Source organism: Enterobacter sp. BNK-8, assembly GCF_048685095.1.
Classification (GTDB): Bacteria; Pseudomonadota; Gammaproteobacteria; order Enterobacterales; family Enterobacteriaceae; genus Enterobacter; species Enterobacter quasiroggenkampii.
In genome coordinates, this window is record NZ_JBLQTN010000001.1 from 3,874,570 (window position 1) to 3,901,315 (window position 26,746).

The window sequence follows — 26,746 nt, forward strand, 5'->3', positions numbered from 1 at the left end:
GGTTATCATTTTCGCCCGGTCGCTACAATATACACTTCACGGGAACGGGCCCGGGAAGAGTCCGGCTTACGAACTTTGACCTTCGCAAACAGGGAGCGAATTTCCTTAAGATACTCCTCGAAACCTTCGCCCTGAAACACCTTCACAACAAAACTACCACCAGGCGCTAGTACATCACGACACATTTCTAACGCTAGCTCCACCAGATACATGGCGCGGGGGATATCCACCGCCGGTGTTCCGCACATATTTGGTGCCATATCTGACATGACAACCTGGACCTTACTGTCACCTACACGATCAAGTAACGCTTTCAGCACTAATTCATCACGAAAGTCGCCCTGAAGGAAGTCGACACCGACGATGGGATCCATTGGTAAAAGATCGCACGCGATGATTCGGCCCGTTCCGCCGATCTGCGTTACCGCATACTGGGACCATCCGCCAGGTGCCGCACCGAGGTCAACAACCGTCATCCCCGGCTTAAAAAGTTTGTCACTTTGCTGTATTTCATCAAGTTTAAACCAGGCACGGGAACGCAACCCCTTTTTCTGTGCCTGTTGAACATATTTATCGCTAAAGTGTTCCTGGAGCCAGCGGCTGGAGCTGGCAGAACGCTTTTTACCTGTCATTTAACATTTCCGTCCTGGTTCATCGTTGCTTGCCTGTGACGTAAATTTCTACGCAGCTATTTGGCGATATAAGGGAGATGGCGGTAGAATGAACCGTTTTCAATCCCAACGTAAGCAAAAATATACGATGAATCTGAGTACTAAACAAAAACAGCACCTTAAAGGTCTGGCACATCCGCTCAAGCCTGTAGTGATGCTTGGCAACAATGGTTTGACCGAAGGGGTGCTTGCCGAGATTGAACAAGCGCTGGAACACCACGAGCTGATCAAGGTGAAAATCGCCTCTGAAGACAGAGACACTAAAAACCTGATCGTGGAAGCCATCGTGCGCGAAACCGGCGCCTGTAATGTACAGGTCATCGGTAAAACGCTGGTGCTCTACCGCCCGTCTAAAGAGCGTAAAATCTCGCTGCCACGTTAAGGATATCCTGAATTAAACACATTTTCTGTGTGAAACGAGGGATTTCTGTCAGCAGGCGAGCAAAATGCCATGCTCCTTGAGTTGATAAAAGGCCGCTACGCGGCCTTTTTCTTTTCTTTACAATGTATCAACATCTTAGTAGAGAAGCGAATTACAGGTATTCAACCTTAATAATTTCGTATTCTACTTCACCGCCAGGGGTGCGGATGGTGACAACATCGTCCTGCTCTTTGCCAATCAGGCCGCGAGCAATCGGCGAGTTCACCGAAATCAGGTTCTGTTTGAAATCAGCTTCATCATCACCCACGATGCGATAGGTCTGCTCTTCGTCGTTGTCCAGGTTCAGCACGGTAACGGTAGAACCAAAGATCACACGGCCATTATTCGGCATCTTAGTGATATCGATAACCTGTGCATTGGACAGCTTTGCTTCGATATCTTTAATACGCCCTTCACAGAAGCCCTGCTGCTCACGCGCGGCGTGGTATTCAGCATTCTCTTTCAGGTCGCCATGCTCGCGCGCATCCGCGATAGCGGCGATGATTTCAGGACGACGCACGGATTTCAGGAAATCCAGCTCTTCGCGCAGTTTTTCGGCACCACGTAAGGTCATCGGAATAGCTTGCATTTGTTATACCTCTTAAACATTCCTGTTGGGAGCAGTGTTCCCTGCTCCTGCCCCCCTTTAAGCGGGCAAGAAGCAAAAAGAAAACCGACCCGGGAGCGATGCCCCAGGTCAGCAGCAATTTTTCAATTTGATACGCATTTTACCGCGAAGTTCACTATGGGTCATCGTTTACTTTGCAGTGCCATGCACCGTAGTATGACGGTTTGTTTTCGGGTTGTTAGCGCGAGATTATGCGATTTTCCAGTTTTATCATCGGATTGACTACCAGTATAACGTTCACCGCTCAGGCCGCGAATGTTGATGAGTACATTAATCAGCTTCCCGCAGGCGCGAACCTCGCCCTGATGGTGCAGAAGGTTGGCGCACAGGCTCCCGAGATTGACTATCACAGTCAACAGATGGCGCTGCCTGCCAGTACCCAAAAGGTGATCACCGCCCTCGCCGCCCTGCTCCAGCTCGGGCCTGACTTCCGTTTTACGACCACCCTTGAAACCAAAGGTAACGTCGAGGGTGGCGAACTGAAAGGCGATCTTATCGCCCGTTTTGGCGGCGATCCGACCTTTAAACGCCAGGATATCCGCAATATGGTTGCGGTGCTGAAAAAAACCGGCGTGCAGAAAATTGACGGCAATGTGCTGATCGATACCTCCATCTTTGCCAGCCACGATAAAGCCCCGGGCTGGCCGTGGAACGACATGACGCAGTGCTTTAGCGCCCCGCCCGCCGCCGCGATTGTTGACCGCAACTGCTTCTCGGTTTCGCTTTACAGTGCGCCAAAGCCGGATGATTTAGCGTTTATCCGCATAGCGTCCTACTACCCGGTCACCATGTTTAGTCAGGTCCGCACGCTGGCCAAGGGCTCTCCTGATGCACAGTATTGCGAACTGGATGTGGTGCCAGGCGATCTTAACCGCTTCACGCTGACCGGCTGCCTGACACAGCGCGCCGATCCGTTGCCGCTGGCTTTTGCGATACAGGATGGCGCAAGCTATGCAGGCGCCATCCTGAAAGATGAGCTGAAACAAGCGGGAATAACCTATTCCGGCACCCTGCTTCGTCAGACGCAGGTCAACCAGCCCGGCACGGTCATCGCCAGCAAACAATCTGCACCGTTGCACGATTTACTGCGAATAATGCTGAAAAAGTCGGACAACATGATTGCCGATACGGTGTTTCGCATGATTGGTCACGCCCGTTTCGGCGTGCCGGGAACCTGGCGCGCGGGTTCAGACGCGGTTCGGCAGATCCTGCGCCAGCAGGCGGGGATCGATCTGGGTAATACCATCGCCGTCGATGGCTCCGGACTATCGCGCCATAATTTGATCTCTCCGGCCACGATGATGCAGGTGCTTCAGTACATTGCACAACATGACACTGAGCTAAACTTTATTTCAATGCTGCCGCTGGCCGGGCATGACGGTTCACTGCAGTACCGCGCAGGGCTTCACGCCGCGGGCGTGGATGGCAAAGTCTCCGCGAAAACAGGCTCACTGCAGGGGGTTTATAACCTTGCAGGCTTCATCACCACTGCCAGCGGACAGCGCATGGCATTCGTGCAGTATCTTTCCGGCTATGCCGTCGAACCGACCGACCAGCGCAATCGTCGTATTCCGCTGGTTCGCTTCGAAAGCAGGCTTTATAAGGACATCTACCAGAATAACTAGCGATGAAACTACTTATAGTTGAAGACGATCTGTTATTGCAGGAAGGGCTGGCGCTGGGGCTGGCCAATGAAGGGTATGCTCTCGACTGTGCAGGCACCGCAGCAGAGGCGGATGCCCTGATCCAGAGCGGCGAATACAGCCTGGTGATCCTCGATTTGGGCTTGCCGGATAAAGACGGCGCCACGCTGCTCAGCCAGTGGCGACGTCGCGGCATCGCCAACCCGGTATTGATCCTGACGGCACGTGATGCCATTGAAGACCGTATCACCGGCCTCGATGCAGGCGCAGACGATTACCTGGTGAAGCCTTTTGCGCTCGCGGAGCTGCAGGCCCGGGTACGAGCGTTGATTCGCCGCTATCAGGGCCATAGTGATAACTTACTGACCGACGGCGATATTACGCTGAATTTGCAAACCCAGCAGGTGCTGCGTCAGGATCAGGCCGTAGAGGTGACGCCAAAAGAGTTCGCCTTGCTTACGCGTCTGATTATGCGCAGCGGGCAAACGGTACACCGAGAAACGCTCCAGCAGGATATCTACTCCTGGCAGGACGATCCCGGGTCAAATACCCTTGAGGTCCATATTCATAACCTGCGGCGTAAGCTCGGCAAAGACAGGATCAAAACCGTTCGCGGCGTCGGCTACCGTCTGGAGAGCCAGAAATGAACAGCATGCGTCGGCGTTTGATGGTGCTGCTGGCGGTCATTCTGTTATTTTTCCAGCTGATAAGCGTCATCTGGCTGTGGCATGAAAGCCGTGAACAGATTGGTTTTCTGGTCAACGAAACGCTGTCAGCGAAAGCGCGCAATAATCACGTTGAGAAAGAGATCCGCGAAGCGATTGCCTCGCTGCTGGTCCCTTCCCTGGTGATGGTCGGTTTTACCCTGTTCTTCTCCTTCTGGGCCGTCACCTGGATAACCCGGCCGCTGAATAAGCTCCGCGACAGCCTCGCTAACCGCTCAGCCGATAACTTAACCCCGCTTCCTATGTATTCCGACATGGAAGAAATTGGCGCGGTGACGACCTCCCTGAACCAGCTGCTGGCCCGGCTGGATAGCACCATTCAGCAGGAGCGTCTCTTCACCGCAGACGCCGCACACGAACTGAGAACGCCTCTGGCCGGTATCCGGCTCCATCTGGAGCTGATGTCGCAGTCAGGTGCGCCTCAGGCCGCCACGCTGGTTAGCCGTATCGATCAGCTCATGCATACCGTCGAACAGCTGCTGATGCTGGCCCGTGCCGGACAGGCAATGGCGAGCGGCCACTACGAAACCGTGAGCTGGACGGAAAATATCATCGAACCTCTCGCCCTTGGGCATGAAGCCAAAGAGCATACGGTGATTTGGCCCGCTAAAAGCGCGCTCACGGTTCAGGGAGACGCCGTTCTCCTGCGCCTGATGCTGCGCAACCTGCTGGAGAATGCCGGGCGCTACAGCCCGACAGGGACAACGATTACAGTGACATTAACCGAGGTCGACGGCGGGACGCAGATCAGCGTTATCGATCAGGGGCCGGGGATTGATGAAGCGCACCGGCAGTCCATTACCGAGCCATTCCGCCGTCTTGACCAGCGCTACGGAGGCAGCGGCCTGGGCCTGAGTATCGTACAGCGCATCCTCCAGCTCCACCACGGCAGGCTGATGCTTGAGAATGGCGCTGAAGGCGGTTTAATCGCCAGCTGCTGGCTGCCCGCAACGCTGGAATAAAAAAGCCCCCATAACGGGGGCTTTGAACAGCAATTAGTGCTTGTAGATGAACTCGACGCCTTCTTCGTCGTCTTCATCCCAGTCATCGTCCCAGTCTTCATCGTCTTCTTCCGCTTCCAGCTCTTCGAGCTGCTGGCGGTGGTAGTCATCCCACATGAATTCGACTTTTTCAGGCTGTTTGACTTCTTCCGCCTGAACAATTGGGTTCTCAATGATGAAGGTCATCACATCCCAGCACAGATCTTTCACGCCGACCTGGCTTGCCGCAGAGATCAGGTAGTATTTATCTTCCCAACCCATCGCTTCAGCAATGGCTTTTGCTTTTGCTTCCGCTTCGGCTTTGTCCATCAGGTCGATCTTGTTGAAGACCAGCCAGCGTGGTTTATTCGCCAGTTTTTCGCTGTATTTCTCCAGCTCGCTAACGATGATGCGGGCGTTTTCAACCGGATCGGAACCGTCGATAGGATCGATATCGATAAGGTGCAGCAGCACGCGGCAGCGCTCAAGGTGTTTCAGGAAGCGAATACCCAGACCCGCCCCTTCCGCGGCGCCTTCAATCAGACCCGGAATATCGGCAACCACAAAGCTCTTCTCGTTATCCATACGGACAACGCCCAGGCTTGGTACCAGCGTGGTAAACGGATAGTCCGCCACTTTTGGCTTGGCTGCAGAGACGGCGCGAATAAACGTCGATTTGCCTGCGTTTGGCATACCCAGCATGCCCACGTCAGCCAGAAGCATCAGCTCCAGCTGCAGGTCGCGCTTATCGCCCGGCGTACCCATCGTTTTCTGACGCGGCGTACGGTTAACGGAAGATTTGAAACGGCTGTTACCCAGACCGTGCCAGCCGCCTTTCGCCACCATCAGGCGCTGACCGTGTTTGGTCATATCACCCATGGTTTCACCCGTCCCCTGGTCAATCACACGCGTACCGACCGGCACTTTAATGGTGACGTCTTTACCGCGTTTCCCGGTACAGTCACGGCTCTGGCCGTTCTGACCACGTTCAGCGCGGAAGGATTTTTCGAAACGGTAGTCGATCAGCGTGTTGAGGTTCTCATCCGCCTCCAGCCACACGTCACCACCATCCCCACCGTCGCCGCCATCAGGACCGCCACGAGGGATATACTTTTCACGGCGGAAGCTCACGCAACCGTTGCCGCCATCACCAGCCACGACCAGGATCGTCGCTTCATCAACAAACTTCATTTTACTCTCCGTAACTCATTCGCCTGAGCGGGGGACTACTACAACCGCTTCATTTTTGCGCCAACGTCCCCAGAGACGATGACCAATGGCGGAATACATCGCGCCCGCAACCACGACAAACGCACCGAGATAACCCAACAGGTTGAGCATCGGTCTGACGAAGACATCGGGCCAGGCCATTGATAACAAATCTGAAAATAACAGCGTAAACAGCGGGGTAAGCGTGATCAACGCGCTCACCTGTGCTGCCTGCCAGCGCGCCATCGCTTCGGCCAGCGCGCCATAACCGACCAGCGTGTTCAGCCCACAAAAAATGAGGCACGCCAGTTGCCAGTCGCTAAGCTGGGAAATTACGCCCGGCTTCGCTAATGGCAGCAATGCTATTGTACACAAAGTGTACAGCAAAAAGAGGATCTGCTGTGAGGCAAGCCGACGCAATAACACCTTTTGCGCGACACCATAGCTCACCCAGACCGTTGCTGCCCCCACACCGAAAATGACACCCCATGTGTAATCCGTCAGGCGGGTAAAAATCTCGATCAGACTGGTGTTGAAGAACATCACCAGACCGCACAACAGCATGCTCGCCCCGATAATCTGCGTACCGCGCATCTTCTCCTTGAGGATAAAGACGCTGGCGATCATCATGCCCACCGGCGAAAGCTGACCAATCACCTGCGACGCCGTGGGGCTGAGATATTGCAGGGAAGAGCTGAACAGGATGAAGTTACCGAACAGACCGCCCGTCGCGATAGCCAGCAGCACCAGCCAGCGCGGTTTACGGAAGAGCCGCAAGGGTGGAAGCTTACCTTTGATGGCCAGAATCGCCCCAAGGCCGATGCTTGCCATCAGAAAGCGATAAAAGACCACCGTAGGGGGTTCCATCACTTCCAGTACCTGCTTCATTGCAATTGGCAGCGCACCCCAGCACATTGCGGTTGTGAGCGCCAAAAGAATTCCTATGCCGGCCTGCTGCTTCATGCCCGTTTTCCCTACAGAAAAAATTACCGGGTTTCCAATGTAAAAAGCCCCGCAACAGGTTGCGGGGCTTTAATCCGTTACCGGACCGAGAAAACCTTACTCAGCAACGATGCTGATGTATTTACGGTTGTTCGGGCCTTTAACTTCAAATTTCACTTTACCGTCTGCTTTAGCAAACAGAGTGTGGTCACGACCGCAACCTACGTTGTTGCCAGCGTGGAATTTGGTACCACGTTGACGAACGATGATGCTACCCGCCAGAACGGATTCGCCACCGAAACGCTTAACGCCCAGGCGTTTAGCTTCTGAATCGCGACCGTTACGTGTGGAGCCGCCAGCCTTTTTATGTGCCATTTAAATCTCTCCTCAGGTCTTAGGCGCTGATGCCAGTAATTTTCACATCAGTGAACCACTGACGGTGGCCCTGCTGCTTACGGTAGTGCTTACGACGACGAAACTTAACGATTTTAACTTTCTCGCCACGACCGTGTGCAACAACTTCAGCTTTGATAACGCCGCCATCAACGAAAGGAACGCCGATTTTGACTTCTTCACCGTTTGCGATCATCAGAACTTCCGCGAACTCAACAGATTCGCCAGTTGCGATGTCCAGCTTTTCCAGGCGAACGGTCTGACCTTCGCTTACTCGGTGTTGTTTACCACCACTTTGGAAAACCGCGTACATATAAACTCCGCTTCCGCGCACGTCCTCGTATGAATCAGAGTGCGCTATAAATATTCACAATAGGGCGCGAATATTACGCAAAACGCGAGCCTTTGACAAGTGCTACCGTCAATACATGAAGAAAAAAAACACAACACGTACGGTAACGTTTATCTGAGCCGTTTTTTCAGTACAATCAGCACTACTATTGATAAACCGAAACCCTTCGTTACCCCATTGTAGATGGGATCAACAGGATAAAAAGCCCGGCTTTTGCGATGAATTTAGAAAAAATCAACGAGTTAACCGCGCAAGATATGGCGGGTGTGAATGCAGCAATCCTGGAGCAACTCAACTCTGACGTTCAGCTGATCAATCAGTTGGGCTATTACATTGTCAGCGGCGGCGGTAAACGCATTCGTCCGATGATTGCCATTCTGGCTGCCAGAGCCGTTGGTTATCAGGGAAATGCTCACATCACTATCGCAGCGCTCATCGAATTTATCCACACGGCGACGCTTCTGCACGACGATGTGGTGGATGAATCGGATATGCGTCGTGGCAAAGCCACGGCTAACGCCGCGTTCGGAAACGCAGCCAGCGTCCTGGTGGGGGATTTTATCTATACCCGCGCCTTCCAGATGATGACCAGCCTGGGTTCCCTGAAAGTGCTGGAAGTAATGTCTGAAGCCGTTAACGTCATCGCTGAAGGCGAAGTGCTGCAGCTGATGAACGTCAACGACCCGGACATCACCGAAGAAAACTACATGCGCGTCATCTACAGCAAAACCGCGCGTCTGTTTGAAGCGGCGGCCCAGTGTTCCGGCATTTTGGCTGGCTGTACCGAAGCACAGGAAAAAGGCCTGCAGGACTATGGCCGCTATCTGGGCACAGCCTTCCAGCTGATTGACGATCTGCTGGACTACAGTGCGGACGGCGAGACGCTCGGCAAAAACGTTGGCGATGACCTGAACGAAGGCAAACCGACCCTGCCGCTGCTCCACGCCATGCGTAACGGAACGGCAGATCAGGCGAAAATGATCCGTGAAGCGATTGAGCAGGGAAATGGTCGCCATCTTCTGGAACCTGTGCTTGAAACCATGGCGATCTGCGGCTCGCTGGAATGGACGCGTCAGCGTGCGGAAGAAGAAGCCGACAAAGCCATCGAAGCACTCCAGGTCATTCCCGACAGCCCATGGCGCGAGGCACTGATTGGTCTTGCCCACATCGCCGTTCACCGCGACCGTTAATCTTGCTTTCTCTCCCCGCGTTCCTGGCGGGGAGATTCCAGTACACACCCGTAAATTCCGCATTCACGTAAATTCATCGGTTTAGAGACCGCATGAATAAAGCCGTGTCTTATTCTGAATATTCCTTCAAGTAACGCGAACTTTTTAGAACAAGAGTTCGAAATGGGTATAGTAAACCCGTCGTTTCAGAAGAAACGGCGTAGGTGAATCCGAACTTAAGGACGGCGTTATGGATACGAAATTTATCGACTGGCACACGGCTGATATTATTGCCGCACTGCGCAAAAGAGGCACTTCACTGGCAGCAGAGTCCCGCCGCCATGGACTGAGTTCTTCAACTCTGGCAAACGCCCTCACCCGCCCCTGGCCAAAAGGAGAATTAATTATCGCGACGGCGCTGGATACGCATCCGTGGGTGATTTGGCCTTCGCGCTACCACGATCCCGTTACCCATGAATTTATCGACAGATCGCGCATGATTCGCCAGAGAAAAATAAAAAAAGAACCGCAGGAATAACGCGTTTTTTGACAGGAACAGCAACCCCCCGGTCATGTCTGGCAGGGGGCTGCCGGAACGATTACTCGCCCTTCACACGCTCGATATTGGCACCCAGCGCGCGCAGTTTATCTTCGATACGCTCATAGCCACGATCGATGTGATAAATACGATCCACGATCGTTGTACCTTCCGCGATACAACCCGCCAACACCAGGCTGGCAGACGCACGCAGATCGGTTGCCATCACCTGAGCGCCGGACAGTGTCTCAACGCCATGGCAAATCACGGTATTACTTTCGATCTCAGCACGTGCACCCATACGGATCAGCTCCGGTACGTGCATAAAGCGGTTCTCGAAAATGGTTTCAGTGATGAAGCCAGTCCCTTCGGCGACCAGGTTCAACAAGGTGAACTGCGCCTGCATGTCCGTTGGGAACGCCGGGTGTGGCGCCGTACGCACATTGACCGCTTTTGGACGCTGTCCATGCATATCGAGGCTGATCCAGTCTTCACCGATTTCGATATCCGCTCCGGCATCACGCAGTTTCGCCAGCACCGCATCCAGCGTATCAGGCTGTGCGTTGCGACAAACAATCTTCCCGCCAGAGATCGCGGCAGCGACCAGGAAGGTACCGGTTTCGATACGGTCCGGCAGTACGCGATAGACCCCCCCGCCCAGACGTTCAACGCCTTCGATGGTGATACGGTCGGTACCCTGACCGGAGATCTTCGCACCCAGCGCCACGAGGAAGTTGGCGGTATCCACAATTTCCGGTTCGCGCGCGGCGTTTTCGATGATAGTGGTCCCTTCTGCCAGCGTTGCCGCAGACATAATGGTTACCGTTGCGCCTACGCTCACTTTGTCCATAACAATGTGCGCGCCTTTCAGACGACCATTGACGGACGCTTTAACGTAGCCTTCTTCCAGCTTGATCTCTGCGCCCAGTTTTTCCAGACCAAAGATGTGCAGGTCAACCGGACGCGCACCGATGGCGCAGCCACCTGGCAGCGAAACCTGACCCTGACCGAAACGCGCCACCAGTGGGCCAAGCGCCCAGATGGAAGCACGCATGGTTTTCACCAGATCGTAAGGCGCAGAGAAGTTGTTCACCTTGCTGGCATCGATCCAGACGGAACCGTTACGCTCGACTTTCGTGCCCAACTGGGTGAGCAGCTTCATGGTGGTGTCGATATCTTTCAGCTTCGGTACGTTCTGAATCTCTACCGGCTCTTCCGCGAGCAGCGCAGCAAAGAGGATGGGCAGCGCGGCGTTTTTCGCGCCAGAAATTGTGACTTCGCCCTGGAGACGCGTTGGCCCCTGTACACGAAATTTATCCATTGTGTGCTCTCTTATAAATTCAACCGTGCTGCGGGCCTGTCGCCCTCAGCTCAAAAACCGTTTAGTTTGCGATCGCGTGCCCACTCTTGCGGGGTGTACGCTTTAATCGACAGGGCGTGGATGCGGTTATCCGCAATATATTCCATCAGCGGCGCGTACACAGCCTGCTGTTTCTTCACACGGCTCATACCGTCGAACATCTCACCCACAGCAATAACCTGGAAGTGACTGCCATCGCCAGTGACGTGGGCTTCCTGAAGGGAGAGTGCATTCATCAGCACTGTCTGGATTTCATGATTTTCCATGGGTTCTTAATCATCTGATAGTGAAAACAAGCCCAACATCTTAGAGCAAAGTGGCGTCGTCTTAAACAAGCAAAAAGCCCCGACGATGAAACTGTCAGGGCTTTCGGAAGTAACGCACTGAAAATATTAACGAGGCAATACGTCCTGAGGGAGATTGTAGAGCTGCGCAAGGGTCACGACATTCTCGCTCGCGCCGCGAAGCGTGACGCTCGCCCCCAGCTTTTTCCCTACTGCAACCAGATGGGCAAGCAGCGCAACGCCTGCCGTATCCACCCGCGTGACGTCAGTTAAGTCAATGAGCGTCACGCCCTGCATGGCCTCATGGCGTTTATCCCATAAGGGGTTCAGCAGATCCTGATCCAGCTCACCGGACAGCTTTAATGTCTCGCCTTCACGCGACCAGCTGAGTTGCTGTGACATTACTTCTTCTCGTCCAGCGTGATTTTCTGACGAGCAATGGACTGCAGCTGCGCGGTCAGGCCATCAATTCCCTTGGTGCGCAGCAGGTCACTCCACTCGTTCTGTTTGGTGGTGATCATGCTTACGCCTTCGGCGATCATGTCATACGCCTGCCAGTGGCCGGTCTGGCTGTTTTTACGCCACTGGAAATCCAGACGCACCGGCGGACGGCCGTTAGGATCGTTGATCGTTACGCGAATAGGGACGATGGTCGCATCACCCAGCGGCTGCTCCGGGGCGATCTGATAGGTCTGACCGTGGTACATTGCCAGCGCCTGACCATAAGCCTGCTTCAGGTATTCACGGAAAGCGGCAAAATAGGCCTCACGCTGCGCCGGGGTCGCGTCTTTGTAATAGCGGCCCAGCACCAGCGCTCCCGCATATTTAATCTGCACGTACGGCAGCAGCTCCTGGTCAACCACATCACGCAGGTAATCAGGATTAGCACGAATCTTAGGCTGCTCGTTTTTAAGACGATCGAAGGTTTTCTTCGCGGCCTCGTCCATCAGTTTGTACGGGTTACTCTGATCCGCCGCGTGCACCGCGGTGAGAGGGGCGATGACCAGCATGGCAACCATTAACAGTCGTTTAAACATGAATGACTTCTCCTGATATTAATTCGCAGCACCTGGGGTCGGCGCAGCGTTGGTATGGTCTTCACTCTGCGCAGGGGCATTGTCAGACTTTTTATCATCCCCTTTACTGTTGTAAAGGAACTGACCAATCATATCTTCCAGCACCATGGCGGACTTGGTGTCCTGGATCACGCTCCCGTCCTTAAGGATAGTCGTTCCCAGCTCGGGGTCTTCAAAACCGACGTTAAGCGCCAGATATTGTTCGCCCAGCAGACCGGAAGTCCGGATAGACAGGGAGCTGGTGTCCGGAATGTGGTTGTAACGCTCTTCGATATCCATCGCGACGCGCGGCAGATAGGTCTTCTCATCCAGCGTAATGTCAGATACGCGGCCGATCACCACGCCGCCAATACGGACCGGTGAACGCGCCTTCAGCCCGCCGATGTTATCGAAGGTGGCATAGATGCGATACGTCGGCTCGGTGCGTACAGACGTGATATCTGCCGCTCTCAGGCAGATAAACAGCGCGGCCAGCAGCGCCAGCAGCAGGAATACACCGACCCAAATTTCATTTTTTCTCGTTTGCATGAACTCAATTCCCAAACATCAGTGCGGTGAGCACAAAATCCAGACCCAGTACGGCCAGCGACGAATGAACGACTGTACGTGTAGTAGCGCGGCTAATGCCCGCCGACGTCGGAATCGCATCGTAACCATTAAACAATGCAATCCAGGTAACCGTAATGGCAAATACCACGCTCTTAATCAGGCAGTTAACCAGATCCATTCGCAGGTCAATGGCGTCCTGCATGGCAGACCAGAAGAAACCGGCGTCAATGCCTTTCCAGTGCACGCCAACCAGCGAACCGCCCCAGATACCCACGGCGACAAACAGAATCGTCAGCAGCGGTAAAGAGATGACCCCCGCCCAGAAACGCGGCGAGATCACGCGACGCAGCGGATCGACCGCCATCATCTCCATGCTGGAGAGCTGCTCGGTCGCGCGCATCAGGCCAATTTCAGCGGTTAAGGCTGACCCCGCGCGCCCGGCGAACAACAGCGCCGCCACAACGGGCCCCAGTTCACGCAGCAGCGAGAGCGCCACCAGCATCCCGAGGCTGGTTTCCGCACTGTAGGTAGTCAGCACCAGGTAGCCCTGCAGACCCAGCACCATCCCGATAAACAGACCGGAGACAATGATGATGAGCATCGACAGCACGCCGACATTATAAAGCTGCCGCACCAATAGCGGCGCGTGCTTACGGAATTCCGGTTTGCCGACCAGCGCGTTGAATAACATCAATCCGGCACGCCCGAACGTCCTGATGGTTTTTATGCCACGGTGTCCGAGAGCGGCCAACGCATTTAACAGCATGAGTGGCTTAACTCCCTATTCCCAGTAAATCGTCACGATAGTCGCCCGCCGGGTAGCGGAACGGCACAGGGCCATCGGCAATACCGTCAAGGAACTGCCGCACGCGTGGATCGCAATTTTCCTGCAGCGCCTGGGCGCTACCGTGTGCGACGATCTTTTTGTCCGCTACGATGTAGGCGTAATCGGCAATGCTCAGCACTTCAGGTACATCGTGAGACACCACAATGCAGGTGACGCCAAGCGCGCTATTCAGTTCAGAGATGAGCTTCACCAGCACGCCCATCGTGATGGGATCCTGCCCGACAAACGGTTCGTCGAACATGATTAAATCAGGTTCTAGTGCGATGGCGCGCGCGAGCGCGGCACGACGCGCCATCCCGCCGGACAGCTCCGAAGGCATCAGTTTCGCGGCGCCCCGCAGCCCGACGGCTTCAAGCTTCATCATCACCGTGCTTTTCAGCAGCGCAGGCGGCAGGCTGGTATGCTCGCGCAGCGGATAGGCCACGTTATCAAAGACGTTCATGTCGGTGAACAAGGCCCCCGACTGAAAGAGCATGCTCATGCGTTTGCGAACAGTATACAGGCGCGAGCGTGACATCTCCGGGATGTTTTCGCCATCAAAGAGGATCTCACCGCTATCCGGTGGGATCTGCCCACCAATAAGGCGAAGCAGGGTCGTTTTACCGATCCCGGACGGCCCCATGATGGCAGTGATCTTGCCACGCGGCACGGTCAACGAAATATCATCAAATATCAATCTGTTGGCGCGAGAAAAACTCACCCCGCGGACATCGACTAAATTCGCCATAGTTTGGCTCATTTATGGTTCCTTTCTTATCCTGCTCACGTTAAGGCATGTAGCCTGAATCAGCCCTAAACTCAGCATTTTTACAGAATAATAACCGTAGAGGTTAGCGAAAGCTGGCATTTGTTTTACTTTTCCGGCGCATAAAGTCAAAATTAGGAATTCGTTACGCCTCAGACTGTATGCAGTCCAGCCATTCCCGAGCAATGGACCGACGAGTATACCTGAAGAAAGGACTTTTGATGCTTTTAGCAACAGCACTGTTAATAATTGGTTTACTGTTGGTGGTCTACAGTGCTGACCGTTTAGTGTTTGCTGCATCTATCCTGTGTCGCCTGAGTGGCGTACCGCCTGTCGTCATCGGGATGACCGTGGTCAGCGTAGGAACGTCACTTCCTGAAATCATCGTCTCTGTCTCGGCATCGCTGCATGGCCAGGTAGACCTGGCAGTCGGCACCGCGATTGGCTCTAACATCGTCAATATTTTATTGATTTTGGGCCTGGCCGCGCTGCTCCATCCATTTCGCGTGCATTCTGATGTTCTGCGCCGTGAATTGCCGCTAATGTTACTCGTAAGCCTGCTGGCAGGGTGCGTATTTTACGATGGCGTACTGAGCTACAGCGACGGCATTTTCTTGCTGGCGCTGGCCGTTATTTGGCTGCTGTATAGTGTTAAAATCGCCCGTCAGGCTGAAAAGCAGGGTCAGGATAGCCTCACGCGTGAGCAGGTCGCCGAGCTTCCACGAGAAGGCACGCTGCCTGTTGCCCTGCTCTGGCTGGGCGTCGCGCTGATCATCATGCCGATGGCAACGCGCATGGTCGTGGATAACGCGACGGTGCTGGCGAACTATTTTGCCATCAGCGAGCTGACCATTGGCCTGACGGTGATTGCCATCGGCACCAGCCTGCCGGAGCTGGCCACCGCCATTGCGGGGGCCCGTAAAGGTGAGGATGACATTGCCATTGGTAATATCATCGGCTCTAACATTTTTAATATCGCCATTGTGATGGGCCTGCCGGCCCTGATTTCGCCAGGGCCCTTTAATCCCCTGGCGTTCTCACGTGATTACGGCGTGATGTTGCTGGTCAGCGTGATTTTTGCCCTGCTCTGCTGGCGGCGGCAACGACAGATCGGTAAAGGCGCAGGCGCGCTGCTGACGGGTGGATTTATCGTATGGATGGCGATGCTGTACTGGCTCTCGCCTCTTCTCTCTGGGTAAACGGAAACGCATTATGTCGCAAATAGAATTGCAGCCGGGTTTTGACTTTCAGAAAGCAGGCAAAGACGTTCTGGAGATTGAACGTGAAGGTCTGGCGCAGTTAGATCAGTACATAAATCAGGATTTTAGTCTGGCATGTGAGAAGATATTCTACTGTGCCGGCAAAGTCGTGGTGATGGGGATGGGCAAGTCCGGCCACATTGGACGCAAAATGGCGGCAACCTTTGCCAGTACCGGCACCTCGTCCTTCTTTGTCCACCCGGGGGAAGCCGCGCACGGGGACCTGGGTATGGTCACGCCGCAGGATATCGTCATCGCACTCTCCAACTCCGGTGAGTCCAATGAAATCCTGGCGCTGATCCCGGTACTGAAGCGACTGCAGGTGCCGCTGATTTGCATGACCAGCCGTCCGGAAAGCAGCATGGCGCGCGCCGCCGATATTCACCTGTGCGTGAAGGTTCCCAAGGAGGCCTGTCCACTCGGCCTGGCGCCGACCTCCAGCACCACCGCGGCACTGGTTATGGGCGATGCCCTTGCCGTTGCGCTGCTGGAAGCCCGTGGCTTTACGCCGGAAGATTTCGCGCTGTCCCACCCGGGCGGCGCGCTCGGGCGCAAGCTCCTGCTGCGGGTAAACGATATTATGCACACCGGGGATGAGATCCCTCACGTCAGTAAAGAAGCCTCCCTGCGTGATGCGCTGCTGGAAATCACCCGCAAGAATCTGGGGATGACGGTCGTGTGCGACGATCTGATGAAAATTCAGGGGATCTTCACCGATGGCGACCTGCGTCGCGTGTTCGATATGGGTGTCGATGTCCGCACGCTCGGTATTGCCGATGTGATGACGCCCGGCGGCATCCGCGTCCGTCCGGGTACGCTGGCCGTGGACGTGCTGAACCTGATGCAGTCCCGCCATATCACCTCCGTTATGGTTGCCGATGGCGACCAGTTGCTGGGTGTGGTACATATGCATGATCTGCTGCGCGCAGGCGTAGTGTAATGAAGGATAAGACAATGAGTAATGCGGGTGCATCCCTTGCAACCTGTTATGGGCCGGTCAGTACACAGATGATGGCAAAGGCGGAAAACATTCGTCTGCTGATCCTGGATGTGGATGGGGTCCTCTCCGACGGCCTGATTTACATGGGCAATAATGGTGAAGAGCTGAAGGCGTTTAACGTTCGCGATGGCTACGGTATCCGCTGTGCGCTCACCTCGGGGATTGAGGTGGCGATCATCACCGGGCGAAACGCTAAACTGGTAGAAGACCGCTGTGAAACCTTAGGTATTACCCATCTGTATCAGGGCCAGTCCGATAAGATGGCAGCGTTCAATGATTTACTGGGTAAACTGGCTATCGCGCCGGAAAACGTGGCCTACGTCGGGGACGACCTGATTGACTGGCCCGTGATGGCTGAAGTTGGGCTGAGCATCGCCGTTGCCGATGCGCATCCGCTGCTGATCCCGCGCGCCGACTACGTTACCCACATCAACGGTGGCCGCGGCGCTGTCCGTGAAGTCTGCGATCTGCTTCTGCTGGCGCAGGGCAAGCTTGATGAGGCCAAAGGGCAATCGATATGAGTAAAACCAGACGTTGGATTATCATTTTGCTTTCGCTTGTCGCACTGGTATTGATTGGCGTGAACCTTGCCGATCGCGACGATACGCAAACGGAAGTGATCAACAATAACGATCCAACCTATAAAAGCGATCACAGCGACACCGTGGTCTACAGCCCGGAAGGCGCGCTGAACTATCGCCTGATTGCCCAGCATGTTGAATATTTTTCAGATGACGGTATTTCGTGGTTTACCCAGCCTGTCATGACCACCTTTGATAAGGACAAAGTGCCGACGTGGTCAATTAAGTCAGATCGGGCAAAACTGACAAATGACCGTATGCTTTATCTGTATGGTCACGTTGAAGTCAACGCCCTGACCGCCGACTCGCAACTGCGAAAAATTACGACGGATAATGCCCAGATCAACCTGGTAACCCAGGACGTGACGTCGCAGGATCTGGTCACACTGTATGGCACAACATTTAATTCCAGCGGTTTGAGAATGCGCGGGAACTTACGCAGCAAGAACGCCGAGCTGATTGAAAAGGTTAGAACCTCCTATGAAATTCAAAACAAACAAACTCAGCCTTAAAGTAATTATCGCCAGCGCGATGCTGGCGACCAGTCTCCCCGCGCTTGCTGTAACGGGCGATACCGACCAGCCGATCCATATCGAGTCCGACACCCAGTCTCTCGATATGCAGGGTAACGTCGTCACCTTCACGGGTAACGTCGTCATGACCCAGGGCACCATCAAAATCAACGCCGACAAAGTGGTCGTGACCCGTCCGGGTGGCGAGCAGGGCAAAGAGATTATCGATGGCTATGGTAATCCGGCGACCTTCTACCAGATGCAGGACAACGGCAAGCCGGTGAAAGGCCGCGCCACGCACATGCACTATGAGCTGGCGAAGGACCTGGTCATCCTGACCGGCAATGCCTATCTGGAACAGCTGGACAGCAACATTACCGGCGACCAGATTACCTATCTGGTTAAAGAGCAAAAAATGCAGGCCTCCAGCGAGAAAGGCAAACGCGTCACCACCGTTCTGGTTCCGTCGCAGCTGCAGGATAAAGGCAAGGGCCAGGCCCCGGCACAGAAGAAGAGTAACTAATTCGTTATGGCAACATTAACTGCAAAAAATCTCGCGAAGGCCTATAAGGGCCGCCGTGTCGTAGAAGATGTCAGTCTGACCGTTAACTCCGGCGAAATCGTGGGGCTGCTTGGCCCGAACGGTGCGGGTAAAACGACAACCTTCTACATGGTCGTGGGTATTGTGCCGCGCGATGCCGGCAACATTATCATTGACGATGAAGACATCAGCCTTCTGCCGCTGCACGCGCGCGCGCGTCGCGGGATCGGCTATCTGCCGCAGGAAGCCTCCATTTTCCGTCGTCTCAGCGTTTACGACAACCTGATGGCGGTCCTGCAAATTCGTAACGATCTGACCAACGAACAGCGTCAGGATCGTGCCAACGAGCTGATGGAAGAGTTCCACATCGAGCATCTGCGCGACAGCCTCGGTCAGGCACTCTCCGGGGGCGAACGCCGTCGTGTTGAGATTGCGCGTGCGCTGGCCGCAAACCCGAAATTTATCCTGCTGGATGAACCGTTTGCGGGCGTTGACCCGATCTCCGTTATCGACATCAAACGTATCATTGAACACCTGCGCGACAGCGGGCTTGGCGTACTGATCACCGACCACAACGTGCGTGAAACGCTGGCCGTGTGTGAACGCGCCTATATTGTGAGCCAGGGCAATCTGATCGCCCACGGTACGCCGCAGCAGATCCTCGAAGACGATCATGTTAAGCGCGTCTATCTTGGGGAAGACTTCAGACTCTGATAGGGTAGAGGTAACGTAACGCCGAACCGGAGAAAAATGCTCTGAACATGAAGCAAGGTTTGCAATTAAGGCTCAGCCAACAACTGGCGATGACGCCGCAGCTACAGCAGGCAATTCGCCTGTTGCAACTGTCCACGTTAGAACTTCAGCAGGAGCTCCAGCAGGCGCTGGACAGCAACCCCCTGCTGGAACAAACCGATCTTCATGACGAGGTAGATACCCAGCAATCGCAGGATACAGAAGCGCTCGATACCGCGGATGCACTCGAACAAAAAGAGATGCCCGACGAGCTTCCGCTGGATGCCAGCTGGGATGAAATCTACACCGCCGGAACCCCTTCCGGTACGCGTGCAGACTACCAGGACGATGAGCTACCGGTCTATCAGGGAGAAACCACCCAGTCGCTGCAGGATTACCTGATGTGGCAGGTGGAACTCACCCCCTTCTCCGATACCGACCGCGCGATTGCCACGTCAATTGTCGATGCCGTTGACGACACCGGCTATTTGACCGTCACGCTGGACGATATTCTGGAAAGCATGGGCGACGACGAGATTGAGCTTGAGGAAGTTGAAGCCGTTCTGAAGCGCATCCAGCGTTTCGATCCGGTAGGCGTAGCCGCAAAAGATCTGCGCGACTGCCTGCTGATCCAGCTTTCTCAGTTCAGCAAAGAGACGCCATGGCTCGACGAGGCGCGCCTAATCATCAGCGATCACCTGGATCTGCTGGCGAACCACGATTTCCGCACCCTGATGCGCGTCACGCGCCTGAAAGAAGAGGTGCTGAAAGAAGCGGTGAATCTGATCCAGTCGCTCGATCCGCGCCCCGGTCAGTCGATCCAGACCAGCGAACCCGAGTACGTGATCCCGGATGTGCTGGTCAGAAAAAATAACGGCCGCTGGGTCGTTGAACTGAACTCTGACAGTATCCCTCGCCTGCAAATCAACCAGCAGTATGCCTCCATGTGCACCAGCGTGCGTAACGACTCCGACAATCAATATATTCGTAGCAATTTGCAGGAAGCGCGATGGCTGATCAAAAGTCTGGAGAGCCGAAATGATACGCTGCTACGCGTCAGCCGCTGCATTGTGGAACAGCAGCAGGCGTTCTTTGAGCAGGGTGAAGAGTATATGAAACCGATGGTGCTGGCGGATATCGCCCAGGCCGTCGAGATGCATGAATCAACCATTTCCCGTGTCACCACGCAGAAGTATCTGCACAGTCCACGCGGTATTTTTGAGCTTAAGTATTTCTTCTCCAGCCATGTGAATACCGAGGGCGGCGGCGAAGCGTCGTCCACGGCCATTCGTGCCCTGGTGAAGAAGTTGATCGCCGCGGAGAACCCCGCGAAGCCGCTAAGCGACAGTAAGTTAACCACCATGCTGTCCGATCAGGGTATTATGGTGGCACGTCGTACTGTTGCGAAGTATCGAGAGTCTTTATCCATTCCGCCGTCCAACCAGCGTAAACAGCTGGTCTGACACAACCGATAAGGAAGACACTATGCAGCTCAACATCACTGGACAAAACGTCGAAATTACTGAGGCTTTACGCGACTTTGTGAACACGAAGTTTGCAAAACTCGAGCAGTATTTCGAAAGGATCAATCAGGTCTATATTGTGTTGAAAGTGGAGAAAGTGACTCATATCTCGGATGCCACCCTGCATGTTAACGGGGGTGAACTGCATGCCAGTGCGGAAGGGCAAGACATGTACGCTGCTATCGACGGCTTGATTGATAAGCTTGCGCGACAGCTCAATAAACATAAAGATAAACTGAAACAACACTAATTGTCCGGGCAGTTAACGGGTGCAGGACGGCCTGTTGTGAAACACAACAGGCCATTTGTACAGTTAGCGCTTAGGTGAAATTATGATGAACAACGATTCCGCTCTTCAACTGAGCAATGTCCTTAACCAGGAATGTACCCGCAGTGCGGTTCACTGCCAGAGCAAAAAACGTGCGCTGGAGATCATCAGTGAACTGGCCGCAAAACAGCTGGGCCTGCCGCCGCAGGTGGTGTTCGAAGCGATTCTGACCCGTGAAAAGATGGGCAGTACCGGTATCGGCAACGGCATCGCGATCCCGCATGGCAAACTGGAAGAGGATACCCTGCGTGCCGTCGGTGTGTTTGTGCAGCTTGAAACACCGATCGCCTTCGATGCCATTGATAACCAGCCCGTCGATCTCCTCTTCGCGCTGCTGGTGCCTGCTGACCAGACGAAAACCCATCTGCATACGCTGTCGCTGGTCGCCAAGCGTCTGGCTGACAAAACCATTTGCCGTCGACTGCGCTCGGCTCAAAGTGATGAAGAGCTCTATCAAATTATCACTGAAGCAGAAGGCAATCAGGATGATGCATAACCAGGAGATGGCCTTCACATCTGTTGTCCTGAGGAGAAACGGAACATGGTGCTGATGATTGTCAGTGGCCGTTCAGGGTCGGGGAAATCCGTTGCTCTGCGCGCGCTGGAAGACATGGGTTTTTACTGCGTCGATAACCTGCCGGTCGTGTTGTTGCCCGAACTGGCCCGTACGCTGGCGGAGAGACAAACCTCGGCCGCCGTCAGTATCGACGTTCGTAACATGCCTGAATCGCCAGAGATCTTCGAACAGGCCATGAGTAACCTGCCCGATGCGTTCTCGCCGCAGCTGCTGTTCCTTGATGCAGACCGTAATACCCTGATCCGCCGCTACAGCGATACCCGTCGTTTGCACCCGCTTTCCAGTAAGAACCTCTCTCTGGAAAGTGCTATCGATGAAGAGAGCGATCTGCTGGAGCCGTTGCGCTCTCGTGCCGACCTGATTGTCGATACCTCTGAGATGTCCGTTCACGAGCTGGCAGAAATGCTGCGTACCCGGTTGTTGGGTAAACGCGAGCGCGAACTGACGATGGTGTTCGAATCCTTTGGCTTCAAGCACGGTATCCCGATCGATGCGGATTATGTTTTCGACGTGCGCTTCCTGCCGAACCCGCACTGGGATCCGAAACTGCGGCCCATGACCGGTCTGGATAAACCCGTCGCGGCCTTCCTCGACAGGCACACAGAAGTTCACAATTTTATCTACCAGACGCGAAGCTACCTTGAGCTATGGTTACCTATGCTGGAGACAAACAATCGTAGCTACCTGACGGTAGCGATTGGCTGTACCGGCGGTAAACATCGTTCGGTTTATATCGCCGAACAGCTGGCCGACTATTTCCGCTCGCGCGGAAAGAACGTTCAGTCCCGTCATCGCACGCTGGAAAAACGTAAAACATGACCGTAAAACAGACCGTTGAGATCACCAATAAGCTGGGCATGCATGCGCGCCCGGCGATGAAGCTGTTTGAGCTGATGCAGGGTTTCGATGCAGAAGTTCTGCTGCGGAATGACGAAGGTACCGAAGCGGAAGCGAACAGCGTGATCGCGCTGCTGATGCTGGATTCCGCCAAAGGGCGTCAGATTGAAGTCGAAGCCACCGGCCCTCAGGAAGAGGAAGCGCTGGCGGCGGTGATTGCGCTGTTTAACGCGGGGTTCGACGAAGATTAAGGTCTCTCCCCTTCAGGCGGGTGGCGCTGCGCTTACCCGCCCTACATAAGTTTGTTGCTCTCCATAAACCCTTCTCCTCCCAACTGACGCATCTGGCGCATAATCCACGCCTGACGGCTACGCACGTAGCCTGATGGGGCACTGGCTTTAAAACGGATGGGATTAGGCAGAACAGCCGCGAGCAGCGCCGCCTCCGACATGCTCAGCTTGCTGGCGGGTTTATTAAAATAGCGTTGTGATGCAGCTTCGACACCAAATACCCCGTCGCCAAACTCGGCAACGTTGAGATACACGGTCAGAATGCGCTTTTTGCTCCAGACCGTTTCCATGCCCAGGGTTAATCCCGCTTCCAGCCCCTTTCGCACCCAGCTGCGGCCGTCCCACAGAAACAGATTTTTGGCCGTCTGCTGCGACAACGTTGACGCGCCACGCACGCGGTTTTCATGACGTTCGTTATGCGCCAGTGCCTTCTCAATCGCGGCCACATCGAATCCCCAGTGCTCCGGGAATTTCTGGTCCTCCGCTGCGATGACCGCCAGCCCCATGAACGGCGAGATCTCGTCCATGCTTACCCAGTCAGAATGGGCGACATAGCCGAAATCACCGCTGAGCCACGCACCGAGCTGACGCTCAACCATCACGGCGGAGAACGGAACCGGCATAATGCTGAACAGGGCGAGTCCACCGCCCCAAAACACCGCCAGCACCAGAACGATGCGCAATAAAGTACGTTTTACCCACGCACCTGCGCCGGATTGACGACTCATTCAGCCAGCACCAGCACGCGGGCGACCAGCTTTTCGATTCCCGTGGCCGCTTCTGCAATATTCTGCGCCAGCATATAGGCCGGCGTGGTAACAATTTTATTATCTTCATCAACCACAATGTCATCCACCGGGCACGGAACGTGTTCGCCCCCCATTTCCTCGACGATCTCCGCGGTATCAATATCCGTCCCGATGGTCAGGCGCAGCGGGAAATCAAAAATCTTAGGCAACATCGCCGGTGCGATACAGATAAAGCCCAGCGGTTTCCCTGCCGCATGCATGGCCTGCGACAGCGCTTTGAGATGAGGATCGATCTGACACTCCGCGCCCTGCGCGGCAAAGGTACTGAGATTTTTGGCCGCGCCAAATCCACCCGGCACAATGAGCGCATCAAGCTCTGCGGCGTCTGCCTGAATAAGAGGATGGATGTCACCTCGCGCAATACGTGCGGCTTCAATCAGCACGTTACGGGTTTCCGCCATTGGTTCACCGGTCAGATGGTTAATCACATCCGCCTGATTTTTGTCTGGCGCAAAACAAATCACCTCTGCTCCCTGCTTAGCCAGGGCCAGCAGCGTAATGACGGCTTCGTGTATCTCAGAACCATCGTAAACACCACATCCGCTGAGCACGACACCAATCTTTTTCATCATGACAATCCTTTTCTGCAACTTGCTGAAGCACATTAATAATTTTGATTAAAACGCTATGCTTCACACATTTCACTGATTCATGTAACAAACCATTTAAGATTTGCTATCTTATCTGCGTGCGGCCTAAATTTTTCAGGCAGCGCCCTTTCGAAAATAACGTTTAAAAACAGGCGCAGCCACGATTTCCCTGGTGTTGGCGCAGTATTCGCGCACCCCGGTTAATCCGGGGTCATTTTTTTCTGGCGTCAACCCAGGCTTTAAGCACCGCAACATCGTTTTGCCACTCTTGCTTCATCTCTTCAACCCAATCACCCACGTTATCTTCCCATGCAGGTAAATCAGGCGACTGAATCTGTTGTCCCAGTTGCTGCAGGTGGCGTAAGCCAACCGAGCCGGCTGCACCTTTGATTTTATGTCCTTCTTCCACGATACCCTTCTGGTCACGGGCCGTCAGGTTGGATTCCAGCACGCTCAGATAGCCCGGCATCATTTTTTCGAACACGGCCAGACCGTCGGTAATCAGTTTCGGCCCCACCAGATCGATATACTGCTCCAGCATCGCGGTATCGAGTATCGTTTGGGCTTTTGCGCTATCAACAGACGTCATGGTGCTCTCCTCTTCATCATGGGTATCCCAGAACTTTTTGATCATAGCGGTCAGAGCAGGCACCGCCAGCGGCTTGCTGAGTACATCGTCCATACCGGCATCGAGATACTCTTTTTTATCTTTCAGCACGTTCGCTGTCAGGGCAACCAGCGGCGGCAGTTCGTCGGCCGCGTACTGACGCGTCAGCTCGCGCGAGATATCCAGCCCGGTCATATCCGGTAATTGAATATCCAGCAGAACAAGATCGTATTCGCCGGGTTTAAACATCTCCAGCGCGGCTTTGCCGGTCATCGCGACATCCACGCTGTTGCCCAGTTTTTCCAGCACCGAGCGCGCCACGATCACGTTCAGCTCAATGTCTTCCACCAGCAGGACGTGCAGGGCAGGTAGCGGCATATCGTCATTTTCAAAGGTATCTTCTACCTCTTCCGCCACCGCTGGCGCATGGACCGTCAGCGTGAAGGTTGACCCTTTCCCCGGCTGGCTGGCTACGGTGATATCACCGCCCATGCTCTTCGCCAGACGTTTAGAGACCGCCAGGCCAATGCCTGTTCCGGTCGCCGGTTTCCCGCCGTTGCTGTCTTTCACCTGGTAGTACATGGCAAAGATCTTGTCCTGCTCTTCCTGCGGAATACCAATTCCGGAGTCCTCTACCTCGAAGTGCAGCATGTCGCCTTCGTCATAGCGGATACGCACCGCCACCTGCCCCTTCTGGGTGAATTTCACCGCGTTGCTGATCAGGTTCCACAGGATCTGGCGCAGTCGCGTGCCGTCAGTCACCACCTTATGCGGCAGCGGCAGGGTGGGCTCCATAACAAAGCTCAGGCCCTTCTGCTGCGCCTGCAGGCCGGACAGGTTTTCCAGATCGGCAAGGAAGCTGGTGAAATCAACCGGCTGGTTATCAAGCTGAACTTTACGGCGCTCCATCTTATCCATATCAATAATATCATTGAAGATATTACCCAGCGTGACCGCTGAGACATGGATAGTCTTGAGGTATTTTTCCTGCTCTGCGGTCAGGTCGGTATCCAGCAGAATACGGCTCAACCCGACGATGCCGTTAAGCGGCGTACGCAGCTCGTGGCTGATGGTGGAGATAAAGGTGGTCTTGTCGCGGCTGGCGCGCTCCAGGGCATCCTGATAGCGCTTACGCTCGGTGATGTCGCGGCCAAAGCCCATCAGGCCGTGGCGTTTGCCCACGCGGTCATAGTAGGGCACCTTACGGATCTCAAAGCAGGCTTTGCGTCCGTCCGGGTAGTCCAGCCACTGTTCATAGGTCAGCGAGACGTTATGACGGAAGACTTTTTCGTCGGTCTCCATGACCTTGGCAGCCGCCTCTTCAGAGTAAACGTCCTGCGGCTTCAGGTGAATCAGCTGCTTCTCGCTTTTCCCGGTAAGCAACTCCATCGCCCGGTTACAGCCGGAAAATTCTTTATCTTCATTACGGTAGAACACCAGATCCGGCGACGCATCCAGGAACGACCGCAGGAAAGAAGATTGCTGCTCAAGCTGGATCTGCGTGACCTCGCGCTCTTTCATTTCGATTTTCAGCTGCTCCAGGGTGGCCTGACGCTCGGCCTCCGCCTTCTCACGATCTGAAATCTCCTGATTCAGCTGCGCAATGTTGTCTTTGAGCTGGACGTTGAGCTTCAGGTCGCGCTCGCGCATCTCTTCCAGTTTATCCACCAGCTTAGATAAACGCTGACGGGACTCTTCCAGCTGTTCAACCACTACGGAAAGGAAATAGACCGCCCAGGGAGTAATAAGCAAGCCAAAGAAGATGGAGCGGATGACGTCGATACTCTCGACCTGACCATGCAGAACCATGGTAACCGCCATTTGCACGACAATCGCCAGAACGACCAGCGCCAGCGCAAGCAGCATGGAAAAACGCACCAGCCCAAGCTTCATCATCAGGTCGACGTAATACTGGGCAAGCATTCGAATTTGCTTCATAGAGGATCCCTTCACGACGTTATCGCTCAATAATACTCAAATTCGCGGCGGGACGTTGAAGGTTGTGAGAAAAAGTGCGGGGTGAAACAG

33 protein-coding genes are annotated in these 26,746 nt (G+C 54.5%); 17 read left to right on the forward strand and 16 right to left on the reverse strand.

Annotation, left to right across the window (positions count from 1 at the left end; translation table 11 throughout):
- Positions 1-5: 5 nt before the first annotated feature.
- A complete protein-coding gene (rlmE, locus tag ACMGGU_RS18730) occupies positions 6-632 on the reverse strand; it encodes a 23S rRNA (uridine(2552)-2'-O)-methyltransferase RlmE (RefSeq protein ID WP_003861812.1) in 627 nt (208 codons plus the stop codon).
- Between the two features lie 127 nt (positions 633-759).
- On the opposite strand from rlmE, the gene yhbY reads away from it, so the two are divergent.
- On the forward strand, positions 760-1,053 hold the full coding sequence (gene yhbY / locus ACMGGU_RS18735; protein ID WP_003861814.1) for a ribosome assembly RNA-binding protein YhbY: 294 nt from the start codon (positions 760-762) through the stop codon (positions 1,051-1,053).
- Positions 1,054-1,204: 151 nt separating this feature from the next.
- Here the strand turns inward: yhbY and greA are convergent, their stop codons facing one another.
- A complete protein-coding gene (gene greA / locus ACMGGU_RS18740) occupies positions 1,205-1,681 on the reverse strand; it encodes a transcription elongation factor GreA (protein ID WP_014171793.1) in 477 nt (158 codons plus the stop codon).
- 230 nt (positions 1,682-1,911) lie between these two features.
- Here greA and dacB point away from each other — a divergent pair, with 230 nt between their 5' ends.
- The 3 genes from dacB to pmrB are packed head-to-tail and all read left to right on the forward strand — an operon-like array spanning position 1,912 to position 5,050.
- Positions 1,912-3,345 (forward strand): serine-type D-Ala-D-Ala carboxypeptidase, encoded by a 1,434-nt coding sequence (gene dacB / locus ACMGGU_RS18745; RefSeq protein WP_021242259.1) that lies wholly within the window; start codon positions 1,912-1,914, stop codon positions 3,343-3,345.
- Between the two features lie 2 nt (positions 3,346-3,347).
- On the forward strand, positions 3,348-4,010 hold the full coding sequence (gene pmrA / locus ACMGGU_RS18750; protein ID WP_024906362.1) for a two-component system response regulator PmrA: 663 nt from the start codon (positions 3,348-3,350) through the stop codon (positions 4,008-4,010).
- Positions 4,007-5,050 (forward strand): two-component system sensor histidine kinase PmrB, encoded by a 1,044-nt coding sequence (gene pmrB / locus ACMGGU_RS18755; RefSeq protein ID WP_126534121.1) that lies wholly within the window; start codon positions 4,007-4,009, stop codon positions 5,048-5,050. The genes pmrA and pmrB overlap by 4 nt, the downstream gene beginning before the upstream one ends.
- Positions 5,051-5,083: 33 nt before the next feature.
- Here the strand turns inward: pmrB and cgtA are convergent, their stop codons facing one another.
- The 4 genes from cgtA to rplU all read right to left on the reverse strand — a co-directional run bounded on the left by cgtA (position 5,084) and on the right by rplU (position 7,925).
- The gene (gene cgtA, locus ACMGGU_RS18760) at positions 5,084-6,259 is read right to left on the reverse strand and encodes an Obg family GTPase CgtA (protein ID WP_111967957.1); all 1,176 of its coding nucleotides are present in this window, start codon (positions 6,257-6,259) and stop codon (positions 5,084-5,086) included.
- Positions 6,260-6,274: 15 nt separating this feature from the next.
- Positions 6,275-7,240 (reverse strand): DMT family transporter, encoded by a 966-nt coding sequence (locus ACMGGU_RS18765; RefSeq protein WP_111964967.1) that lies wholly within the window; start codon positions 7,238-7,240, stop codon positions 6,275-6,277.
- 96 nt (positions 7,241-7,336) lie between these two features.
- Positions 7,337-7,594, reverse strand: coding sequence for a 50S ribosomal protein L27 (rpmA, locus tag ACMGGU_RS18770; RefSeq protein ID WP_004385076.1), 258 nt, complete (start codon positions 7,592-7,594; stop codon positions 7,337-7,339).
- A 19-nt stretch (positions 7,595-7,613) separates the two neighbouring features.
- On the reverse strand, positions 7,614-7,925 hold the full coding sequence (gene rplU / locus ACMGGU_RS18775; RefSeq protein WP_003025032.1) for a 50S ribosomal protein L21: 312 nt from the start codon (positions 7,923-7,925) through the stop codon (positions 7,614-7,616).
- 257 nt (positions 7,926-8,182) lie between these two features.
- Here rplU and ispB point away from each other — a divergent pair, with 257 nt between their 5' ends.
- Together ispB and sfsB are read left to right on the forward strand one after the other, a co-directional pair.
- The gene (ispB, locus tag ACMGGU_RS18780; RefSeq protein ID WP_420300840.1) at positions 8,183-9,154 is read left to right on the forward strand and encodes an octaprenyl diphosphate synthase; all 972 of its coding nucleotides are present in this window, start codon (positions 8,183-8,185) and stop codon (positions 9,152-9,154) included.
- A 229-nt stretch (positions 9,155-9,383) separates the two neighbouring features.
- Entirely contained in the window at positions 9,384-9,671 is a 288-nt protein-coding gene (gene sfsB / locus ACMGGU_RS18785) for a DNA-binding transcriptional regulator SfsB (RefSeq protein ID WP_420300841.1), read from the forward strand.
- A 61-nt stretch (positions 9,672-9,732) separates the two neighbouring features.
- Here the strand turns inward: sfsB and murA are convergent, their stop codons facing one another.
- The 7 genes from murA to mlaF form a co-directional block, all read right to left on the reverse strand.
- Entirely contained in the window at positions 9,733-10,992 is a 1,260-nt protein-coding gene (murA, locus tag ACMGGU_RS18790; protein ID WP_045910105.1) for a UDP-N-acetylglucosamine 1-carboxyvinyltransferase, read from the reverse strand.
- 50 nt (positions 10,993-11,042) lie between these two features.
- Complete coding sequence (ibaG, locus tag ACMGGU_RS18795; protein WP_420300842.1) at positions 11,043-11,297, reverse strand: BolA family iron metabolism protein IbaG; 255 nt, start codon at positions 11,295-11,297, stop codon at positions 11,043-11,045.
- A 126-nt stretch (positions 11,298-11,423) separates the two neighbouring features.
- On the reverse strand, positions 11,424-11,717 hold the full coding sequence (gene mlaB, locus ACMGGU_RS18800; RefSeq protein ID WP_420300843.1) for a lipid asymmetry maintenance protein MlaB: 294 nt from the start codon (positions 11,715-11,717) through the stop codon (positions 11,424-11,426).
- Positions 11,717-12,352, reverse strand: a complete 636-nt coding sequence (gene mlaC, locus ACMGGU_RS18805; RefSeq protein ID WP_045910107.1) for a phospholipid-binding protein MlaC — start codon at positions 12,350-12,352, stop codon at positions 11,717-11,719. The genes mlaB and mlaC overlap by 1 nt, the downstream gene beginning before the upstream one ends.
- 18 nt (positions 12,353-12,370) lie before the next feature.
- A complete protein-coding gene (gene mlaD / locus ACMGGU_RS18810; protein ID WP_008501455.1) occupies positions 12,371-12,919 on the reverse strand; it encodes an outer membrane lipid asymmetry maintenance protein MlaD in 549 nt (182 codons plus the stop codon).
- A gap of 4 nt (positions 12,920-12,923) precedes the next feature.
- Complete coding sequence (gene mlaE / locus ACMGGU_RS18815; RefSeq protein WP_010436044.1) at positions 12,924-13,706, reverse strand: lipid asymmetry maintenance ABC transporter permease subunit MlaE; 783 nt, start codon at positions 13,704-13,706, stop codon at positions 12,924-12,926.
- A 7-nt stretch (positions 13,707-13,713) separates the two neighbouring features.
- Positions 13,714-14,526: a phospholipid ABC transporter ATP-binding protein MlaF gene (mlaF, locus tag ACMGGU_RS18820; protein ID WP_008501452.1), complete on the reverse strand. Its 813-nt coding sequence runs from the start codon at positions 14,524-14,526 to the stop codon at positions 13,714-13,716.
- 227 nt (positions 14,527-14,753) lie between these two features.
- On the opposite strand from mlaF, the gene ACMGGU_RS18825 reads away from it, so the two are divergent.
- From ACMGGU_RS18825 to npr, 11 genes are all read left to right on the forward strand, one after another.
- Positions 14,754-15,731 carry a calcium/sodium antiporter gene (locus tag ACMGGU_RS18825; protein WP_045334591.1) on the forward strand — a complete coding sequence of 326 codons (978 nt, stop codon included), beginning with the start codon at positions 14,754-14,756 and terminating at the stop codon, positions 15,729-15,731.
- Positions 15,732-15,744: 13 nt separating this feature from the next.
- On the forward strand, positions 15,745-16,731 hold the full coding sequence (kdsD, locus tag ACMGGU_RS18830; RefSeq protein WP_008501450.1) for an arabinose-5-phosphate isomerase KdsD: 987 nt from the start codon (positions 15,745-15,747) through the stop codon (positions 16,729-16,731).
- A 14-nt stretch (positions 16,732-16,745) separates the two neighbouring features.
- Complete coding sequence (gene kdsC / locus ACMGGU_RS18835; RefSeq protein WP_008501449.1) at positions 16,746-17,312, forward strand: 3-deoxy-manno-octulosonate-8-phosphatase KdsC; 567 nt, start codon at positions 16,746-16,748, stop codon at positions 17,310-17,312.
- Positions 17,309-17,884, forward strand: a complete 576-nt coding sequence (gene lptC, locus ACMGGU_RS18840) for an LPS export ABC transporter periplasmic protein LptC (RefSeq protein ID WP_024906353.1) — start codon at positions 17,309-17,311, stop codon at positions 17,882-17,884. The genes kdsC and lptC overlap by 4 nt, the downstream gene beginning before the upstream one ends.
- The gene (gene lptA, locus ACMGGU_RS18845; protein ID WP_020883526.1) at positions 17,853-18,407 is read left to right on the forward strand and encodes a lipopolysaccharide ABC transporter substrate-binding protein LptA; all 555 of its coding nucleotides are present in this window, start codon (positions 17,853-17,855) and stop codon (positions 18,405-18,407) included. The genes lptC and lptA overlap by 32 nt, the downstream gene beginning before the upstream one ends.
- A gap of 6 nt (positions 18,408-18,413) precedes the next feature.
- Complete coding sequence (gene lptB, locus ACMGGU_RS18850; RefSeq protein WP_008501446.1) at positions 18,414-19,139, forward strand: LPS export ABC transporter ATP-binding protein; 726 nt, start codon at positions 18,414-18,416, stop codon at positions 19,137-19,139.
- Between the two features lie 47 nt (positions 19,140-19,186).
- On the forward strand, positions 19,187-20,620 hold the full coding sequence (gene rpoN / locus ACMGGU_RS18855) for an RNA polymerase factor sigma-54 (protein WP_048225120.1): 1,434 nt from the start codon (positions 19,187-19,189) through the stop codon (positions 20,618-20,620).
- A gap of 22 nt (positions 20,621-20,642) precedes the next feature.
- A complete protein-coding gene (gene hpf / locus ACMGGU_RS18860; protein ID WP_013098943.1) occupies positions 20,643-20,930 on the forward strand; it encodes a ribosome hibernation promoting factor in 288 nt (95 codons plus the stop codon).
- A gap of 82 nt (positions 20,931-21,012) precedes the next feature.
- A complete protein-coding gene (ptsN, locus tag ACMGGU_RS18865) occupies positions 21,013-21,504 on the forward strand; it encodes a PTS IIA-like nitrogen regulatory protein PtsN (protein ID WP_008501443.1) in 492 nt (163 codons plus the stop codon).
- Between the two features lie 45 nt (positions 21,505-21,549).
- On the forward strand, positions 21,550-22,404 hold the full coding sequence (rapZ, locus tag ACMGGU_RS18870) for an RNase adapter RapZ (protein WP_045910110.1): 855 nt from the start codon (positions 21,550-21,552) through the stop codon (positions 22,402-22,404).
- Positions 22,401-22,673, forward strand: a complete 273-nt coding sequence (gene npr / locus ACMGGU_RS18875) for a PTS phosphocarrier protein NPr (protein WP_003861872.1) — start codon at positions 22,401-22,403, stop codon at positions 22,671-22,673. The genes rapZ and npr overlap by 4 nt, the downstream gene beginning before the upstream one ends.
- 41 nt (positions 22,674-22,714) lie before the next feature.
- Here the strand turns inward: npr and mtgA are convergent, their stop codons facing one another.
- The 3 genes from mtgA to arcB all read right to left on the reverse strand — a co-directional run bounded on the left by mtgA (position 22,715) and on the right by arcB (position 26,656).
- On the reverse strand, positions 22,715-23,440 hold the full coding sequence (mtgA, locus tag ACMGGU_RS18880; RefSeq protein WP_063622540.1) for a monofunctional biosynthetic peptidoglycan transglycosylase: 726 nt from the start codon (positions 23,438-23,440) through the stop codon (positions 22,715-22,717).
- Positions 23,437-24,090, reverse strand: coding sequence for an isoprenoid biosynthesis glyoxalase ElbB (elbB, locus tag ACMGGU_RS18885; RefSeq protein WP_048029292.1), 654 nt, complete (start codon positions 24,088-24,090; stop codon positions 23,437-23,439). Before elbB ends, mtgA begins: the two co-directional genes overlap by 4 nt.
- A gap of 232 nt (positions 24,091-24,322) precedes the next feature.
- A complete protein-coding gene (gene arcB, locus ACMGGU_RS18890) occupies positions 24,323-26,656 on the reverse strand; it encodes an aerobic respiration two-component sensor histidine kinase ArcB (protein ID WP_048225127.1) in 2,334 nt (777 codons plus the stop codon).
- Between the last annotated feature and the right edge of the window lie 90 nt (positions 26,657-26,746).

Bases quoted from the DNA above. Each gene is read 5' to 3' on its own strand.
- mlaB (WP_420300843.1), bottom strand. From the start codon at position 11,717: ATGTCACAGCAACTCAGCTGGTCGCGTGAAGGCGAGACATTAAAGCTG.
- mlaC (WP_045910107.1), bottom strand. From the start codon at position 12,352: ATGTTTAAACGACTGTTAATGGTTGCCATGCTGGTCATCGCCCCTCTC.
- dacB (WP_021242259.1), top strand. From the start codon at position 1,912: ATGCGATTTTCCAGTTTTATCATCGGATTGACTACCAGTATAACGTTC.
- ACMGGU_RS18765 (WP_111964967.1), bottom strand. From the start codon at position 7,240: ATGAAGCAGCAGGCCGGCATAGGAATTCTTTTGGCGCTCACAACCGCA.
- elbB (WP_048029292.1), bottom strand. From the start codon at position 24,090: ATGAAAAAGATTGGTGTCGTGCTCAGCGGATGTGGTGTTTACGATGGT.
- pmrB (WP_126534121.1), top strand. From the start codon at position 4,007: ATGAACAGCATGCGTCGGCGTTTGATGGTGCTGCTGGCGGTCATTCTG.
- npr (WP_003861872.1), top strand. From the start codon at position 22,401: ATGACCGTAAAACAGACCGTTGAGATCACCAATAAGCTGGGCATGCAT.
- kdsD (WP_008501450.1), top strand. From the start codon at position 15,745: ATGTCGCAAATAGAATTGCAGCCGGGTTTTGACTTTCAGAAAGCAGGC.
- mlaD (WP_008501455.1), bottom strand. From the start codon at position 12,919: ATGCAAACGAGAAAAAATGAAATTTGGGTCGGTGTATTCCTGCTGCTG.
- ispB (WP_420300840.1), top strand. From the start codon at position 8,183: ATGAATTTAGAAAAAATCAACGAGTTAACCGCGCAAGATATGGCGGGT.
- rlmE (WP_003861812.1), bottom strand. From the start codon at position 632: ATGACAGGTAAAAAGCGTTCTGCCAGCTCCAGCCGCTGGCTCCAGGAA.
- greA (WP_014171793.1), bottom strand. From the start codon at position 1,681: ATGCAAGCTATTCCGATGACCTTACGTGGTGCCGAAAAACTGCGCGAA.
- kdsC (WP_008501449.1), top strand. From the start codon at position 16,746: ATGAGTAATGCGGGTGCATCCCTTGCAACCTGTTATGGGCCGGTCAGT.
- arcB (WP_048225127.1), bottom strand. From the start codon at position 26,656: ATGAAGCAAATTCGAATGCTTGCCCAGTATTACGTCGACCTGATGATG.
- mtgA (WP_063622540.1), bottom strand. From the start codon at position 23,440: ATGAGTCGTCAATCCGGCGCAGGTGCGTGGGTAAAACGTACTTTATTG.
- rpmA (WP_004385076.1), bottom strand. From the start codon at position 7,594: ATGGCACATAAAAAGGCTGGCGGCTCCACACGTAACGGTCGCGATTCA.
- rpoN (WP_048225120.1), top strand. From the start codon at position 19,187: ATGAAGCAAGGTTTGCAATTAAGGCTCAGCCAACAACTGGCGATGACG.
- murA (WP_045910105.1), bottom strand. From the start codon at position 10,992: ATGGATAAATTTCGTGTACAGGGGCCAACGCGTCTCCAGGGCGAAGTC.
- lptB (WP_008501446.1), top strand. From the start codon at position 18,414: ATGGCAACATTAACTGCAAAAAATCTCGCGAAGGCCTATAAGGGCCGC.
- mlaE (WP_010436044.1), bottom strand. From the start codon at position 13,706: ATGCTGTTAAATGCGTTGGCCGCTCTCGGACACCGTGGCATAAAAACC.
- cgtA (WP_111967957.1), bottom strand. From the start codon at position 6,259: ATGAAGTTTGTTGATGAAGCGACGATCCTGGTCGTGGCTGGTGATGGC.
- yhbY (WP_003861814.1), top strand. From the start codon at position 760: ATGAATCTGAGTACTAAACAAAAACAGCACCTTAAAGGTCTGGCACAT.
- rplU (WP_003025032.1), bottom strand. From the start codon at position 7,925: ATGTACGCGGTTTTCCAAAGTGGTGGTAAACAACACCGAGTAAGCGAA.
- lptC (WP_024906353.1), top strand. From the start codon at position 17,309: ATGAGTAAAACCAGACGTTGGATTATCATTTTGCTTTCGCTTGTCGCA.
- lptA (WP_020883526.1), top strand. From the start codon at position 17,853: ATGAAATTCAAAACAAACAAACTCAGCCTTAAAGTAATTATCGCCAGC.
- sfsB (WP_420300841.1), top strand. From the start codon at position 9,384: ATGGATACGAAATTTATCGACTGGCACACGGCTGATATTATTGCCGCA.
- mlaF (WP_008501452.1), bottom strand. From the start codon at position 14,526: ATGAGCCAAACTATGGCGAATTTAGTCGATGTCCGCGGGGTGAGTTTT.
- ptsN (WP_008501443.1), top strand. From the start codon at position 21,013: ATGATGAACAACGATTCCGCTCTTCAACTGAGCAATGTCCTTAACCAG.
- ibaG (WP_420300842.1), bottom strand. From the start codon at position 11,297: ATGGAAAATCATGAAATCCAGACAGTGCTGATGAATGCACTCTCCCTT.
- ACMGGU_RS18825 (WP_045334591.1), top strand. From the start codon at position 14,754: ATGCTTTTAGCAACAGCACTGTTAATAATTGGTTTACTGTTGGTGGTC.
- rapZ (WP_045910110.1), top strand. From the start codon at position 21,550: ATGGTGCTGATGATTGTCAGTGGCCGTTCAGGGTCGGGGAAATCCGTT.
- hpf (WP_013098943.1), top strand. From the start codon at position 20,643: ATGCAGCTCAACATCACTGGACAAAACGTCGAAATTACTGAGGCTTTA.
- pmrA (WP_024906362.1), top strand. From the start codon at position 3,348: ATGAAACTACTTATAGTTGAAGACGATCTGTTATTGCAGGAAGGGCTG.